The following is a 17842-nucleotide window of genomic DNA, read 5'->3' on the forward strand; positions in this document are numbered from 1 at the left end:
TATGAAATCATATCTAAAAATATTAGTAGTAGAAGATTCATTAATTTTTGCACAAGGTATTCAGTTATTGTTACAACAACATACGTTAGTTGAAAAAACGTTGCATACTGATAATTATAAGGATACCCTTGATATTTTGAAAGTAGAAGCCATTGACATCATATTGTTAGATTTAAATTTTGAGACAAAAGAGTATGATGGATTTATCATTGCACAAAAAGTGAAGCAATTATATCCTAAAATTAAAATTATGATCTTAACACAAAATACAAGAATCGCTCATTATGAAAAATTATTCAATCAGCTTGATGTTGATGCATATCTAGATAAACAATTAGGTGTTAAAGAAACTTTTGCAGCAATAGATGAAGTGGTAAATGATAGGAAATATGTAGATTACAATATATCTCAAATGTTAGAAATTGAATCATGGATGCGCATATCTAAACGAGAAAATGATATCCTAGAAAAGCTCAGTGAAGGAAATATTCAAAAAGAAATAGCTGATCAATTATACATTAGCCCTAGAACTGTAGAAGTACACGTGCGAAATCTTTTTAAAAAATTTAATGTAAAGAACGTAGCCGAATTAATGAGTAAATACATCAAATACAAGAATGCAAACAGAGAAAATATTGAAGACTGTACGGCTCCATTTAAAAGTTAAAATAAGCAGTGACTAACTAGTATAGTCACTGCTATTATTTTCTAACTATTTGGTTCTAATTCATCGTCTTCTCCAGTTTCCTCAGATGGTGGTGGAGTTACCTCTGAACCATTTTCGGTCGCTAAAACTTCTGTTGCAACTTGTTGATCCTCTATTGGATCAGGTGTGCAAGAAATCATTCCAAAAGAAATGAACGCAAATAAAATAAACATAATTAAATATCTCATGACACTAAGTATGATGCTGCTTTGGTAGCTAGAATTCCAGTAAGCAGCTATTACACAATGTGTCCTGCGCAAGACATTAGATTTAAGAGTCTATGTTAACTTCTCTTAAACACTGATGTAAAAATATTTTAGATGACAACTAAAAGTTGATGTTTTCTTTGTTTTCAAGGGTTTTCGAGCGTTTTCTGTGGTTGTCTAATAAGAAGAAAAGCATATGGATGTGAAGCAAAAGCCATATTTGGCAAGTATTATAAAAAAGTATGAATGGCTTTATGAAAATGATGCCAAATTTTACCTGCATGACTTAAATGAAGGCATCGTAAAAGAAGAATTATTTCAGTTGGTTCAAGTCTTTGATAAGTTATCTGATGATGATCAAGTAATTATAAAAAATTACATAGAAATTCAGGACAACTCGAAACTGTTAGTAGAATTTACAAAAAAAGCAGAAACACTAAGCAAAAATATAAGCCGCTTATTATCAGGAAATACAAAAGATCCGCAGAAACGAGGGTTACTTAATATTTGTGCTTTGTTATTAGACATAAAACCACGACCATTTGATAGGCATTATGATTACACCAAAATTAAACTTGAAAAAGTTAGTAAACCATCAAAAGCTAAACCGATAAAAGTTGAAGGAAAAGATGTAAAAAGTAAATTTCACTTCAGTGTAATAGTAGTAGTAGCTATTGTTGCGATTGCTTTCTTTTACACTATATGTATACAGAGTTATAATAAGAATAATTCAAATAGTTCTCCCATTACGATCCATACTAAAAATTTTACGGTAAGTGATATTAATAGAATTTTTCCAGATGCTACCACAAAATTCTTTGATGAACAACAACAACCTATAGTTTGGTATACAACGAATAATAATCAACCAGAATTTTACAATGCAGCTGGCATACATCCAACATCAGGAAAACAATTACAACCGATAAATAGAGAAGTGATAACAGAATACATAGTTCTTAAAAGTCCTTTACATAATGAAGAAGAAGGAAATATGAATGTTACGGAGACAACTAAACCTAAAAATGGCACAAAACCTTCTATTTCTTTGAATAGTTCAGTTATTAATACAAAAGAGCATAAAGAATTAAGTGTATTTATATTCGATTCAATATCAAATTTAGAAACGGATTTTACAACATACCTAAAACAACAATTAAGGAATGAATATGCCGTAACACAACAGTTGATTTCAACAAATCAACTTAGTCAGCAACTAAAAGCATCACTATTTCAAGGAGATCTAAAACAACTTGGAGCTGATTTGTCTAAGCATACAGATTACATATGTGTTGGTAAAGTAACGTATGAATTTAAGCAAAATACAGTATTAAAAACAAAACAAACATGTACGTTAACTATACATTATACAATTACGGATGTCCGTACAGGAAGCATACTAACCTCATATGCAAACTCAGTAACGAGCAATGGAACAACTAATAGCATTGCAAAAAGAAACACTATTAAAAAATTTACATTATGAAAAAAATTACACTCATAGGATTTTTAATAACAATATGTTATTCACCTTTTGTTTTCGGACAAGATACAGATTTTGAAAAAGATATGATCAGTCTAGCTAATCAAACAGTAGCGCGAGTTAAGCAAAAAAATAAATTAGTGGTTGCTGTTTGGTTTTTTCATAATACGAAAGGAAAAAAAACGGAGATAGGTGATTATGTAGGAAGAGACTTTTCTGTGCACTTTACCAATGTAGCAGAAAACTTTGAAGTGGTTGATAGAGATCACATAGAACAATTAAGTGCAGAACATCAATGGAATGAAGAAGGCTTTATAGATCCTGCAACGGCAAAAGAAGTAAACAAATTAGTGGCAGCAGATGCTATTGTAACTGGTACTGTTGATTATACCTTACATCATTTACGCGTACGGATAAAAATTATAGACACACAAACTGGAAAACAAATCGCAGCCGCCATAAAAACTGTACGTCCAGATGAAAGTTTAAAACATATTTTAAGTGAAGAATATGAAAATCGTAGTGTCAATAGGAAAAAGCAGGAAAGAGTTATTATTGTAGAAGATGAAAACGATCCACGGTCAACGGATGAAGATTGTGAACGCTTAAAGACAGGTGACTATTGTTTTGAAAATAATACAGGTTCCAATTTGTTTTTAGAGATTTTCAGATATAGACCTAAGGTAGCTGTTAATCTAGCATTTCGAACTATAACTATTAAAAGAGGGCAAAATGCATGTATATTTAATGTGCCAGCCGAAGCTTATTTTTTTCGTGGAGGAAAACTTAGTTATAGTAGAGAGATTAAAGGAAATATAAAAGTTGAAAAATGCAAATCTCTAACATATACTATAAATGACGGAACAAATAAGAATTCAAACAATAAAAAACAAAAACCGAAAACAAGACCAAAAACGAAACGTAAAAAAACAGAAGAAGTACTTTTAGATATATTTGACTATGTTATTAAAAAACGCAGAAAAAATAATGAAGGTAATAATTAACTCAAGAAAAAGAAAGAGTAATAAAACTAGCTTATAAAAACACAAGAAATTAAGAGTTCGCAAAAGTTCTTTAAAAAAATAACCGTAGATTTACATTAAACTCAAACCCAATTATTTTTTGCGAACCCTAATTAATGTATTTTTTGTGTTGTTCTTTAGTTTTTCCTTAGCTCAGGAATTACCTCCAATTATAAACTATACTCCCAAAATATATAATGCCGATAATCAAAACTGGATGCTTTCGCAATCCAATGATTCGTATATGTACATTGCGAATAATAAAGGATTGTTGGAATATGATGGTGCACAATGGAAGTTGTATAAAACACCAAATGAAACCATCATGCGTTCGGTAAAGGTGATCGGGGATAAAATTTACACAGGCTTTTACAGAAATTTTGGTTGCTGGATTCGAAACGATGAAGGAAATCTAGAATACACATCACTAAGCGATCAATCTGGTATTGAAATGCTAGAAGATGAACAAATTTGGAACATCATTCATTTAGATAAATGGGTGCTTTTTCAATCATTGAATAGTATTTACAGTTACAACACGGAAACAAAGGTTTGTAAGACGATCCATGTTAATAATGTTTTGACAAAACTCTACAAAATTGATGATGAACTTTTGTTTCAAGTATTAGATGAAGGCTTATATACTATAGAAAACGGGGAAAAAAGATTAGTCAGCGATAATCCTATATTAAAAAACAATCGAATTGTTGGTTTGTTTTCCAAAGGAAACAAAAAACTAATCATAACACGAAACAATGGTTGGTTTACGTATGATGAAGAAAGTTTAACAGCAATTGACTTACCATACCAAACACAATACAATCAAAAAAGTATCTACACAAGTATTCAACTTTCGGATGGAAGTTTTGTATTAGGAACTATTGCAAAAGGAATTGTACACGTTTCAGAAGAAGGAGAATTACTAAATCATATCGATCAATCAAGTGGATTGGGCGATAATACCGCACTTGCATTATATGAAGATGTTAATGGAAATGTTTGGATTGGTCTCGACAATGGAATCAATTGTATCAATTTAAAAGAACCTTTTAAATATTTTGCGGATCAAAAAGGACGCTTGGGAACTATTTACGCGTCTATTATTCACAACGGATATGTGTATCTAGGAACAAATCAAGGACTATTTTTCAGAAAAGAAGAAAATAAAACAGCTTTCAACTTTGTAGAAGGTACAAAAGGTCAAATATGGTGTTTGCGTGTACTAAATGATGAGCTATTTTGTGGACATGACTCAGGAACATTCGTCATAAAAGATGGAACGCAGCAAAAAATTGGAAACGCATTAGGAACTTGGGACATTAAAGAAATTCCAAAGAAAAAAAATACATTCATTCAAGGAAACTATGATGGATTGTACATTTTTAAGAAAGAAAACAATGTATGGAGAATTAGTCATAAACTAAAAGACTTCAACATTTCATCAAAACATTTTGAATGGGTTTCTCCTTCAAAAATATTAATGAATCATGAATATAAAGGTGTATACGAGCTAACTATAAGTGATGATTATCAAAGCGTAACGGCTTTTAAAAAGAATGAATCAGTTCAAAAAAGTGCAAACTCTAGTTTAATTCAATTCGATAACACGATCTATCAAGCTAATAAGAATGGTATTTTTGGGTATGATGCTACTAGTGCAACGTTTCAAAAAGATTCTATTCTAAGTACGATGTTTCAAAATAATGAATACTCATCTGGAAAATTAGTAGTTGATAATCTTGGCTATTTATGGGGATTCACCAAAAATTACATCAACTATGTTACAAAGGAAAAGCTAAATGGTAGTTTTAAACTAAACAAAATTGCAATTCCACAATCGTTGCGAAACGAGATGATAGGTTATGAAAATATTGCACATCTTAAAGGGAAAGATTATTTATTAGGAACTTCTGACGGATACATTACTATTGATTTGGGCGCAATGCATCTGATAAATTATAAAGTTGCAATTAATAGTGTAAAGAATAACACGCTTGATGGCGGACTAACTAACGTTTCATTAAAAGAAGCGGGCGATTTTAAAGCCAAAGAAAACTTTTTGACATTTATCTACAGTATTCCAGCGTATAACAAATATGAAGTTGCAGAATATTCATATCATTTAGATGGATTGTATGAAGGATGGAGTGATTGGAGCACAGAATCTAAAGAAACGTTTGAAAACTTACCTCATGGGAGTTACGAATTTAAAGTAAAAGCCCGAATCAACAATCAGGAAACTGAAAATACAGCAAGTTATACGTTTGAAATTAATAGACCTTGGTATCTATCCAATTTAGCAATAGCTATTTATGTATTATTAACAATACTACTCTTTACTGCATTAAACAGTTTTTATAGACGTTATTATAGAAAACAACGTGAACGTTTATTAGAAAAAACGACACGTGATTTGGCATTAAAAGAACTAGAAGCACAAAAAGAAATCATTCAATTAAAAAATTCACAACTAAACAGTGATATTGATTCAAAAAATCGTGAATTGGCAATTGCTACGATGAATATGATTAAAAAGAATGAAACGCTCAATAGTATAAAACAAGAACTGAACAAACAAAATGGAGAAAATAGTGTTACACCAGTAATTCGATTGATTGATAAAAATATCAACAATGCAGAAGACTGGAAATTCTTTGAAGAAGCATTCAACCATGCAGATAAGGATTTCTTCAAAAAAGTAAAAGAACTACATCCACAACTTACCGCAAATGATCTTCGTTTGTGTGCATACTTACGCTTAAATCTTTCTTCAAAAGAAATAGCGCCATTACTTAATATTTCTGTACGAAGCGTAGAAATAAAAAGGTACCGTTTGCGTAAAAAAATTAGCTTGGCAAGAGAAATCAACCTAAATGACTACTTTTTAAACCTATAAGTAACACAACACCTCACTTTTCTATTACAACATTACCACAACAACAACGTTGTAGTTGGCTCAAAAAGGGCAAACTAGTTACTTTTTTTTATTTTTTCACAATTACTGCGAATGCTATACAATTGTTGGGTTTTTATTAATAAATTGTTAATATAGAACACTATTTTTTGTAGTGTATGCTTTTTGTATAGGTGTTTTTTAAGGATTCGTTAACAATTATAAATACATTGTTGAGACTAAAAAATCAACTATATGAACCGTTACTTAATCATGCTTTCGCTTATACTATCCTCGATGTGGACTTATGGGCAAAACCTTGAGATAAAAGGAAAAGTGTTGGAGGAAGGAACCAACATGCCACTTCCAGGTGCGAGTGTGCTAATAAAAAACACCACCCAAGGAACAGCCACAGACTTTGATGGGTTGTTTACCTTAAAAAATGTACCACCAGGAAGTACACTTGTATTTTCCTCTATAGGGTTTTCACCTCAAGAAGTAGTGGTTACATCAAACAATGAGTTAACCATTATAATGAAAGAAGATGCACAATCATTAGAATCTGTTATTGTGATCGGATATGGTACTCAGAAAAAGAAAGAAGTTACTGGAGCTGTAAGTATCATTGATGCTAAAGCAATAGAGAAATTAAATCCAGTACGAGTAGAACAAGCACTTCAAGGACAAGTTGCAGGTGTTAATGTAACGTCTAACTCTGGTTCGCCAGGTAGTGGATCAAACATTAGAATCCGTGGTATTACAACCAATGGTGATAATGCACCTTTAATTTTGGTAGATGGGAACAGAATAACAGACTTATCAGTTATTAACCCAAATGATATCAAATCTATAAATGTATTAAAAGATGCCACAGCAGGAATTTATGGAGTACAAGCTGCTAACGGTGTTATATTAATAACAACAAAATCGGGTAAGAAAAATTCAGAATTGAAGTTTAAATTTGATGCATATACTGGATTTCAAACCACAAGTAATAAGATAGACTTATTAACTGCACCAGATTTTGCTAGATATGTGAACGATGCTGCAGATGCAACAGAATTTTTTGTCTATCCAAATCAAGGAACTGATTGGCAAGATGAAGTTTTTGAAACAGCAGCTATAAATAGCGTTAACTTTAGCGGAAATGGCGGTACTGAAAAATCTGCTTACGGATTTAGTGTTTCGTATCTAAATCAAGATGGTATTGTTGGAGGTAGTAAAAATAATTTTGAAAGAATAACTGCTAGATTAAATTATCAATACGATATTTTAGAGAATCTAAAACTTACAGCAAACGGACTACATACCATATCTAAAAAACAAAACCTTCAAGAAGGTGGTATTGGTGCAGTATTGTACAATGCGGTAAATATAAACCCAACAATGTCTGTAAGAGATGAAAATGGAGATTTTGCACTTGCAAATGATATTAGCCAAATTGAAATCATTAATCCAGTAGCACAAATAGAAAATACATATAATACAAGTAGAGTTTCTAAATTTAGTGGAGTACTAGGATTGGATTATACGTTTTTGAAAAACTTTAAAGTAAGCTCTAAATTTCAAATCAATCATGCCAATGTACGTGATGATGTGTTTAGACCAGAAGTGTTTTATGGAAACGGTAAGGCAGCAAACTTTGGTGACATAACGGATAACAATATTACGAATGAAGTAATAGATTTTGGAGCTGATTATGACGACTTTACGTGGGATAATTATATTTCTTATAACAATACATTTAAAGACGCACATGATGTTACTGTACTATTAGGTACATCATTATATAGAAATAAAGGATACTTTTATGGATATAGAGCAACTACTCAAGTAGGAACAAATCAAGAAGGTCAATCAGTTACAGACGAAGGTATGGTTCCTGAAGCTCGTTTCAATGCAGCTGCACTAGAAAATGGAGCAGATTGGTTTGATGTACGTTTATCTTCACTTTTCACAAGAATACAATACAGTTATAAAGAAAAATACTTACTATCTTTTGTATTACGTAGAGATGTATCTTCTCAGTTTTCTTCTATAGATGATAACAATGTTGGGTATTTCCCTTCAGGTTCTATTGGATGGAATGTTTCAGAAGAATCATTTCTAGAAAATAGTACTTGGCTAAACAGCTTAAAATTAAGAGCGAGTTACGGTATTATAGGAAATGATAAAATTCCAAGTTTTGCTTACATAACAAGATTAAATGGTCAAGCTACTGTTGATCCAGGTAATATTAATGATATCAGTGGTTTAGTTTTTGGAAGCGCGCCAGGAGAATTAGGAAATCCAAATCTAAAATGGGAAGAGCAAGAAACTGCGAATCTTGGTGTAGATGTACGATTATTAGATAATAAAATTAGCTTCTCAGCTGATGTGTATCGCAAACAAACAAAAGATTTATTAATAAGACCTCAAGCCTCAGCCGTTCTTGGTACTACAGCACCAGGATCAGCATCTCCAATTGTGAATGCAGGTACGGTTGAAAATAAAGGTTTTGAATTTGTATTGGGTTACAATGAGAACTTCTCAGATGATTTTAAATTCAACTTCAGTTTTAACTTTACTACTATTGATAATGAAGTAGTATCTTTAAATAATAGAATTCCTCCTGTAGGTGGTGATTTCGGAGTAGGATTAGGAATAACAGATGTTACTCGTATGATACCAGGATTACCATTAGGACACTATTACGGATATCAAACAAATGGTTTATATCAAACGCAAGCTGAAATTGATGCTTTAGATGGAGCTTCGCCTTCTGGTACGTATAGTACTGTTGGAGACATTAGCCCAGGAGACTTAAGATTTGTAGATACCAATGGAGATGGAGAAATAACTCCTGATGATAGAACAAATATTGGAGATCCTATCCCAGATATTACAATGGGTATAAATATAGGATTCACGTATAAAAATATAGATTTTAGTGCCAATGCCTTTGCATCTCTCGGTAATGATATGGTTAGAGACTACGAACGTAAAGACTTGTATGCCAACAGAGGAGTTTACATGTTAGACCGTTGGCAAGGATCAGGAACAAGTAATTCTGTGCCAAGAGCAAGTTCTGGAGCTTCTATAAATACAGATCTTTTCTCAGATTTCTTTGTAGAAGATGCTTCATTCCTACGATTACAAAACGTTCAACTTGGTTACACATTTGGTGATAAATTCAATTCTAGTTTTGGAATAGATAAACTAAGATTATATGTTTCAGGAAATAATCTATTTACGATTACTGATTACCAAGGGTATGACCCTTCTGCAAATACTGGTGCTCCATTAGGAGGTGCTATAGATAAAGGTTTCTATCCAGTTGCATCATCATATTTACTAGGAATTAATTTAAACTTTTAATTGTCATGAAAAGAACATTAATAATTTTATTAACCATTACTTGTTTCCATATTACTGGATGTAGTGATGATTTTGTAGAAGTTGAACCTGCAGGGTCAAATGCAGATAACTTTTTCAATTCTCAAGAAGAATACGAAAGCGCTTTAATTGGAGCTTATGATTTATTACAAGCAACGTTTTGGAATGCTTTAACTGGTATCATTGCATCAGATGACTACGCTGCTGGAGGAGATTCATTTAACTTTGATCAGCCTACGTTGCAAAACATCAACCTTATGACACAAACACCTTCTGATGAAAATCAGTTAAGAGATATTTGGGGTTTAATGTATGCAGGATTAAACAGAGCTAATTATATATTAGAATTTAAAGATAAAACAGATTTTGCTGGACGAGATCAAGTAATTGCTGAAGCATATTTTTTAAGAGCATATTTTACATTTGAATTAGTAAAATACTTTGGAAATGTTCCTTTAAAAACTGAAGAACGCAATGGTGTTTTAAGAATTGTAGATGCACGTGTAATTGCTGAAGATGAATTTGGTATGACTAGAATTGCAGATATTGCTACAGCATATAGCGCAATAGAAGAAGATTTAAAAGAGGCAATACCAAACTTACCTACAACACAAAGTTTACCATATAAGGTAACCAAAGGTGCTGCACAAGCCTTATTAGGAAAAGTATATTTATATCACGGTACGTATGACCAAGGAAAATTTGGAGATGCAGCTATTGTACTTAACCAAGTTATTTCTGGTAGTCAATATAGCCTAACTACAGGTGCTGATTATTCAGTACTTTTTGATAATGTAGGTGAAAATGGTACAGAATCAGTATTTGAAATTCAATACACAGGTGTTGAAGGAGCAAGCTGGTCATGTATCACTTGTAGTCAAGGAACATATTTCCCTAAATTTTGTGGACCAAGATCACCTTATGACAATCCAGTTTATGAAGCTGGTTGGGGATTCTGTTTACCTTCACAAGAACTATACGATTTGTTTGAAGCTGGAGACATGAGAAGAGATGTAACTTTTTACGACCTTAGAGATGCACAAGACACGTACTCTCAAGGACGTGATGACACAGGACTTTTTAATTTAAAGTACATGCCTAGAAAAGGTGAAAGAAATCTTTCTTCAGATCCACTAAACTATCCACAAAACTACCGATCTATACGATATGCAGATGTATTGCTTATGGCAGCAGAAGCAGAAGCTCAAAGCGGTGGCCCAAATGTTGAAAATTATTTAAATCAAGTAAGAGAAAGAGCATATGGCGATACTAGCCATAACTATACAGCTGCTGAAGGAGATGTATTAGAAGCAATCTACAATGAAAGACGCAAAGAACTAGCAGGAGAAGGACATCGTTTCTTTGACCTTGTTAGAACCAATAAAGCTGCTACTGCAATTGATGGTTTCCAAGTAAATAAAAATGAAGTTTTCCCAATTCCGCTTATTGAATTACAATTGGCTAATGCGCAAGAGCGTTGGGGACAAAATCCAGGATATTAAAAAAAAAAGATGTTAAACACTAAATATAAAGAAATGAAAATATTAAAAAACGGATTGTTAGTCCTTGTAGTATTTATTTTAGGTATTACAGTTTCTTGTAATCAAGATGACGATCTAAATATTATAGAAGGTTTAAATTTTGTAACTGCAGCATTAAATTCGCAGGGAAATGAAGTAGGAGTATTACCTTCTACAGTTCCACCAGATGGACGAATAGTATATACAGTAGACTTTGGAGCTGCTAATGATAATTCAGATGTATTTGAAACGAGTGGACCAATGGTAATATATACCTATCCAGAAGAAACTGCTACATATACAATTACAGTTACAGCTTCTTTACCAGGTAGAGATGATGTTACTATAACAAAAGAATATACAGTAGTTATCATTCCAGATGCTCCAACTCCAAGTGATAATCCTTTAGTAGGAAGATGGAGACTAGCTCCTGAAGCTGGAGCCTTAGGTGTTGGTCCAGCATTAGATGATGTATCATGGTGGTCTAGTTCAATAGATGATGTAGCAACAAGAGCATGTTTATTTGATGATGAATATGTATTTAATGCAGACAATACATTCCAAAATGTATTAGGTGCTGATACTTGGGTAGAAGCTTGGCAAGGAACTGATCCTGAAGCTTGTGCTACACCAGTTTTTCCTCACGACGGAACAGCTTCTGCTACATATGAATATAATGCAGGTGCAGGAACACTAACAATAAACGGAACCGGAGCATTCTTAGGGTTATCCAAAGTAAATAACGATAATGAATTAGCATCACCTGGCGATGCTCCAAGTTCTATTACATACATAGCAACTCTTGTAGATGCAAATACATTAGAAATAGATATCGCTTTTGGTACAACAGGTTTTTGGTCATTTAAATTAGTTAAAGATGCACCACCTGAGCCTTCTGCGTTAGAAGGAACATGGAGATTAGCACCAGAATCAGGAGCATTAGGAGTAGGACCTGCTTTAGATGATGTATCATGGTGGTCTAGTTCATCAGATGATGTAACAACAAGAGCATGTTTATTTGATGATACATATGTATTTAATGCAGATGGTACATTCCAAAATGTATTAGGTGCTGATACTTGGGTAGAAGCTTGGCAAGGAAATGACCCAGAAGGTTGTGCTACACCAGTTTTCCCTCATGATGGAACTGCTTCTGCAACATACAATTATAATGCAGGTGCAGGAACACTTACTATAGATGGAACTGGAGCATTCTTAGGATTAGCCAAAGTAAACAATGATGGTGAATTAGCAGCTCCTGGTGATGCTCCAAGTTCAATTACTTACTTAGCAAACTTATCAAGTGATGGTAATACATTAGAATTAGACATCGCTTTTGGTACAACAGGTTATTGGTCATTCAAATTAGTAAAAGATGTTGTTCCAACAGGTATTCAAGGTGCATGGAAACTAGCTCCAGAATCAGGAGCATTAGGAGTAGGACCTGCTTTAGATGATGTATCATGGTGGTCTAGTTCATCAGATGATGTAACAACAAGAGCATGTTTATTTGACGATACATATGTATTTAATGCAGATGGTACATTCGAAAATGTTTTAGGAGCTGATACTTGGGTAGAAGCTTGGCAAGGAAATGACCCTGAAGGTTGTGCTGCACCAGTTTTCCCTCATGATGGTAGTGCTTCTGCTACGTATACGTACGATGCAGGTGCAGGAACTATAACAATAGATGGTACTGGAGGATTCTTAGGATTAGCGAAAGTGAACAACGCTGGTGAATTAGCAGCTCCTGGCGACGCTCCATCCTCTATTACATATATAGCAGACGTATCAAGTGATGGTAATACGATGGAATTAGATATAGCCTTTGGAACGACTGGTTACTGGTCTTTTAAACTTGTCAGACAATAAAAACAACATACGCCCAAATTTATCTTTAGGATGAATTTGGGTGTTTTTAACAAAAACGATCATGGTTTTCTTATAAGATAGACATCATTGTTATAAATGTTATGAATAAAATTTTGACCAATTAAAAAATAATATAATGAAAAAAAATATCGTAATACTAGTATTCTTCTTCATAACTTCTTTAGTTTTTTCACAAAACAATAAGGTGTATGTTGAGAGTAATGACGATGGGGCGAAATTGATTGTAAATGGAAAACCATTTATGATTAATGGAATGAACTGGGATTATGTTCCAATTGGAACTAATGTTGTTAATGCCGAATTCTACAAAAAATCGGATGATATCATTAAGGCTGGACTAGATGCTGAAATGTCTCTTTTACAGAACATGAACGTTAATGTTATACGTCAATATACTGGTGTTCCTGCAAAATGGGTTAAGTATATCTATGAAAACTATGGTGTTTACACCATGTTAAATGATCCTTTTGGTCGTTATGGTTTAACTATAGATGGTGTATGGACTCCAATAACAGAGTATAATGATCCTCGTACACAAGAAATACTGTTATCGGACATCAAAAAAATGGTAACTGATTACAAAAACACACCAGGTATATTAATGTACCTCATTGGTAATGAAAATAACTATGGTTTGTTTTGGCAAGGAGCAGAAACTGAAGATTTCCCTGATGGAGAAGAAAAAATTAATGCAGTCGGAGAAAGAAGAGGTAGACCTATGTATAGGCTGATGAATGACGCCGCAAAAGCTATGAAAGAAATAGATGCGAATCATCCAGTAGCGATATGTAATGGTGATTTACTGTTTATGAAAATCATTGCCGAAGAGTGTAAAGATGTTGATATTTACGGAACAAACATGTATCGTGGAGAATCTTTTGGAGATGCCTTTACACGTGTTAAAAAAGAATACGGTAAACCAATTATGTTTACTGAGTTTGGATCAGATGCCTATAATGCAATTGATAATGCAGAAGACCAAAAAATGCAAGCGCATTACATGGTTAAAAACTGGAAAGAAATATATGACAATGCTGCTGGAGTAGGTGGAGCAAAAAACTCTATTGGAGGTTTTACATTTCAGTTTAGTGATGGTTGGTGGAAAGCTGGATTTGATGACAGAAAAGATGCCGACACACATCAAACAGAATCTACTTGGAATGCTGGAGGTTATAAAATTGACGAAGCATTTCCAGGAGCAAATAATATGAATGAAGAATGGTTTGGAATTTGTGCCAAAGGACCAACCAATGAAAGAGGTTTATATACACTATATCCAAGAGCTGCATATTACGCACTTAAAGAAGCACATAATCTAAATCCATACGACGAAGGTGTAGATAAAAGCTTTGTAGATAACTACTTCAAGAATATAAATCTAATGGATGCAGTTTTAAGAGCTAGAGGCGATAAAGCAGCTATTGGAGGAAATGAAAAAATTCGCATCAGTAATATGCGTGCTGAATTTACAACATTCAACACAGGAGGTAGTTTAATTACAACTCCAGATAACCCAAATCCAGATGAAATAACATATCCAAATCAATTAGGATTTGATCATATGCAATCTTATTTCATTGGAGTAGAAGGAAACCCTGCGCCAGGAATGAGAGCAGAAGTTAACTTTAATATCTTAGGAAATGTTGCAGAAAATCCAATAGATGAGATTTTCTATGAAAACAGAGGAAGACGCCAAGAAGTGACTACTCCAGATGGTACTACAACCTTAAATGATCCTAATAGAGTTCAAGTATATAATGCAGAGTTTGAATGGAATAATAAAAACTTTGACTTAAGAGGATTCTATCGTACAGGACATTACCATTGGGCATATGAAGGAGATTTCTTCAACTTATATCCTGAAGCAAATTATGGACCTAACTTAGATATTTACAATGGTGAAATCTTAGGGATGGAAATCGATGCAAAAGGTGCTTTAAAAGGTTTGAAGGCTGCTTTTGGTCCACAATTATGGTGGGGAGCAAATCCAACAGTATTATTAAAATATTCTAGACATATATATAATTGGGATGTAACAGGAATCTATCATAGAGATTTAAATACAGACCTTGAGTTTGATAGTAATGGTAGACGTGTATTAGACGCAAACCAAGTTTCCAGTGGTGTAATTCCACCGTGGCCAACAGAAAGAGCAACGTTAGTTTTGGAAAGAAAATTCGGAAAATTTGGTGTTGCACTAGGAGGAATTTGGGGAGGTAATCCATTAAAAGGAAGTTCTTTCCAAGTGTATGAAGAAAAAAGAGATGTAGTTTTAGTAGATAAAATACAAAGTAGTGACAACTGGGGAGCTAAAGCCAAAATTACATATCAAGGAGGAAAATTCAATTGGTATGCGCAAGGATCATACATGGGCTTAGTTGCCAATGGTGGTGCTGATCAAACTAGAACTTTTACAGGTTGGAAACTTAAGGATACAGGAAGTGGTAACATGACCAATTTCCTTTCAGGATTTACATACTTAATAGGAGATTTACAAATAGCACCTAACTTCTTATACCAAAAACCATTGGTAGATCCTATGCCAGATGGAATATTTGCACCTGGACGTTTACGAAATGTAATTGACGATCCGTTTGCTGTAAGAAGTGGTAATAGAGAAACTTATGGTTATGAAATGTTATTATCATATGATCCAACTCCAGGAACATGGATGTACGAATGGGACAATGATAGAGCAGAAGATGCGAAGCTTGCCGTAAGCGCAGGATTTGTATACAAACGTTTACCAACTACACAAGATGCACATATTGGATTTTTAGCAAATCGTCAATTCTTTGCTTTTGGACAATCTGCTCCTGCAGAAGATTTATGGGAAGCAAGCACGCGTATTGTTTCAAAATTAAGCCCAGATCTAGGAATAATAGGTAACTTCTATTATGGAAATGGTCAGGCAAATGGTGATTCTCAAAGAACTATTGATCGTTTTGGTGGAGATTTAAGAATGCTTTACAAAAAAATTAAAGTTACCTCTCAAGTTAAACTTAATGATTGGGGACCATTTGATTATCATCGTGATTTCAACTTAACATATCCTGTACAATTAATGTTAGACGTATCTACAACGTTAGGAAAACCAGACTGGTTTATATTACCAAGTACACAAATAGGAATTAGAGGAACATGGCGTTCTATGGATCAAAATTCTCCACGTTTTTTACCAAATCAAACAGCTGAATTTGCTAATTCACCAATTGTAAGTCCAGTAGGATTTCCAAATGGTAGAGAATGGGAAATAAGAACGTACATACATATTAATATCGGTAAATAAAAACTATGATTATGAAAAAAATAAATTTAAAATATAACATTGTCTTTCCTATTTTAGGATTGATATGTATCATGATGATAAGTTGTGAAAGAGGCTTTTCTGATGATATTGATTTAGCTACATTTCCAAATACTGCAGAAGTATTTACAGATGCACCTGTAGGACTTACCGATGCGTTTTTTATATCTTTTGATCCAGCAGGAGGAGCCAATACTAGTGGTTTTGGAACTGACGATAATGAAGCATATGAAGGAACAACATCTATAAGAATCGATGTACCAGCTCCTAATGATCCAGAAGGAGGCTTTATAGGAGGAATTTTTAAAGACCGTGGTGAAGGTAGAGATTTAACAGGTTATGATGCCCTAACTTTTTGGGCAAAAGGTTCTACTACAGCAACTGTCGGACTCTTCGGTTTTGGAACTGATTTTATAGATAACAGATATGCAGTTGGATTAGAGAATACACAGCTATCAACTGATTGGAAAAAATATACTATTCCAATTCCAGATGCTTCAAAGTTAGTACAGGAAAAAGGAATGTTTATTTTTTCAGCAGGAACGGAAAGTACTAATGGTGCTGGTTTCACTTTTTGGATAGACGAAATTCGTTTTGAAAACTTAGGTACACTAGGACAACCTAGACCAGCAATACTCGGTGGTCAAGATCAAACTGCACAAGCAAATATTGACACTTCTGTACCAATCATAGGATTAACTCAAACATTTAATCTTGCAAATGGACAAGATGTTACTGTTACTGCAACACCAGCATACTTCGATTTTATTACTTCGAACCCTTTTGTGGCTTCGGTAGATGGTCAAGGTTTAGTAACAGTAGAAGGACCAGGAGAAGTGAACCCAGATACAGGAGTTGTAGATAACTCATCAGTTATTACAGCTACACTAGCCGGAATGAATGCCTCAGGATCATTGACAATTTCATCTGTAAATATTGATGTCATTTCAATTTTTAGTGATGTGTTTGCCAATGTTCCAGTTGATAACTATAATGGTTTTTACTTAGATGGTTTTCAAACGACACTCGGAGGTGCTATTCTAGAAGGAAGCAACAACATCATAGATTATACTTTGCTCAATTTCGTAGCAATTGAATTTTACGGTAGAGATGGAAGTGGAGTACAACCTGTTGATGCTTCAGATATGACACATTTTCATATAGATATAAGACCGAATGAAACTGTAGAAGCTTCAGATTTCTTCAGAATTGAGATATTCAACAACTTTACTTTAGGTAGTCAAATTGCTGGAACGTATACTATTTCAGGAAGCGAATTAACAAGCAATGATTGGGTAGGATTTGATATTCCTTTATCTAGTTTTAGTGGTCTTGGCAGTCAAGATGCACTTGGAGCTATGATTTTTGTTTCAGACGGAACAATTACCAATATCTCTTTAGATAATATCTATTTCTATTCTGAAAATTAATAAAAAA

The 17842-nt window shown here is 33.6% G+C and carries 10 protein-coding genes; 9 read left to right on the top strand and 1 reads right to left on the bottom strand.

Translation table 11 applies throughout. The features are described 5' to 3' along the window. The first annotated feature begins 1 nt into the window (after position 1). Positions 2 to 667, top strand: coding sequence for a LuxR C-terminal-related transcriptional regulator (locus ACUUYC_RS17930; RefSeq protein ID WP_474268052.1), 666 nt, complete (start codon positions 2 to 4; stop codon positions 665 to 667). 41 nt (positions 668 to 708) lie between these two features. On the opposite strand, the gene ACUUYC_RS17935 is transcribed toward ACUUYC_RS17930, so the two are convergent. Then, on the bottom strand, positions 709 to 894 hold the full coding sequence (locus ACUUYC_RS17935; protein ID WP_474268053.1) for a hypothetical protein: 186 nt from the start codon (positions 892 to 894) through the stop codon (positions 709 to 711). Between the two features lie 214 nt (positions 895 to 1108). Here ACUUYC_RS17935 and ACUUYC_RS17940 point away from each other — a divergent pair, with 214 nt between their 5' ends. From ACUUYC_RS17940 to ACUUYC_RS17975, 8 genes are all read left to right on the top strand, one after another. Then, positions 1109 to 2398 (top strand): hypothetical protein, encoded by a 1290-nt coding sequence (locus ACUUYC_RS17940; RefSeq protein WP_474268054.1) that lies wholly within the window; start codon positions 1109 to 1111, stop codon positions 2396 to 2398. Next, complete coding sequence (locus tag ACUUYC_RS17945) at positions 2395 to 3399, top strand: FlgO family outer membrane protein (RefSeq protein WP_474268055.1); 1005 nt, start codon at positions 2395 to 2397, stop codon at positions 3397 to 3399. Before ACUUYC_RS17940 ends, ACUUYC_RS17945 begins: the two co-directional genes overlap by 4 nt. A gap of 118 nt (positions 3400 to 3517) precedes the next feature. Beyond that, a complete protein-coding gene (locus ACUUYC_RS17950; RefSeq protein ID WP_474268056.1) occupies positions 3518 to 6313 on the top strand; it encodes a helix-turn-helix and ligand-binding sensor domain-containing protein in 2796 nt (931 codons plus the stop codon). Between the two features lie 252 nt (positions 6314 to 6565). After that, on the top strand, positions 6566 to 9667 hold the full coding sequence (locus ACUUYC_RS17955; RefSeq protein WP_474268057.1) for a SusC/RagA family TonB-linked outer membrane protein: 3102 nt from the start codon (positions 6566 to 6568) through the stop codon (positions 9665 to 9667). A 5-nt stretch (positions 9668 to 9672) separates the two neighbouring features. Beyond that, positions 9673 to 11187 (top strand): RagB/SusD family nutrient uptake outer membrane protein, encoded by a 1515-nt coding sequence (locus ACUUYC_RS17960; RefSeq protein WP_474268058.1) that lies wholly within the window; start codon positions 9673 to 9675, stop codon positions 11185 to 11187. 33 nt (positions 11188 to 11220) lie between these two features. Then, positions 11221 to 13077, top strand: coding sequence for a hypothetical protein (locus ACUUYC_RS17965; RefSeq protein ID WP_474268059.1), 1857 nt, complete (start codon positions 11221 to 11223; stop codon positions 13075 to 13077). Between the two features lie 136 nt (positions 13078 to 13213). Then, a complete protein-coding gene (locus tag ACUUYC_RS17970; RefSeq protein ID WP_474268060.1) occupies positions 13214 to 16387 on the top strand; it encodes a glycoside hydrolase family 2 TIM barrel-domain containing protein in 3174 nt (1057 codons plus the stop codon). An 11-nt stretch (positions 16388 to 16398) separates the two neighbouring features. Further along, positions 16399 to 17835, top strand: a complete 1437-nt coding sequence (locus ACUUYC_RS17975) for a carbohydrate-binding protein (RefSeq protein ID WP_474268061.1) — start codon at positions 16399 to 16401, stop codon at positions 17833 to 17835. The last annotated feature ends 7 nt before the right edge of the window (positions 17836 to 17842 follow it).

Source organism: Kordia sp. E, assembly GCF_056033805.1.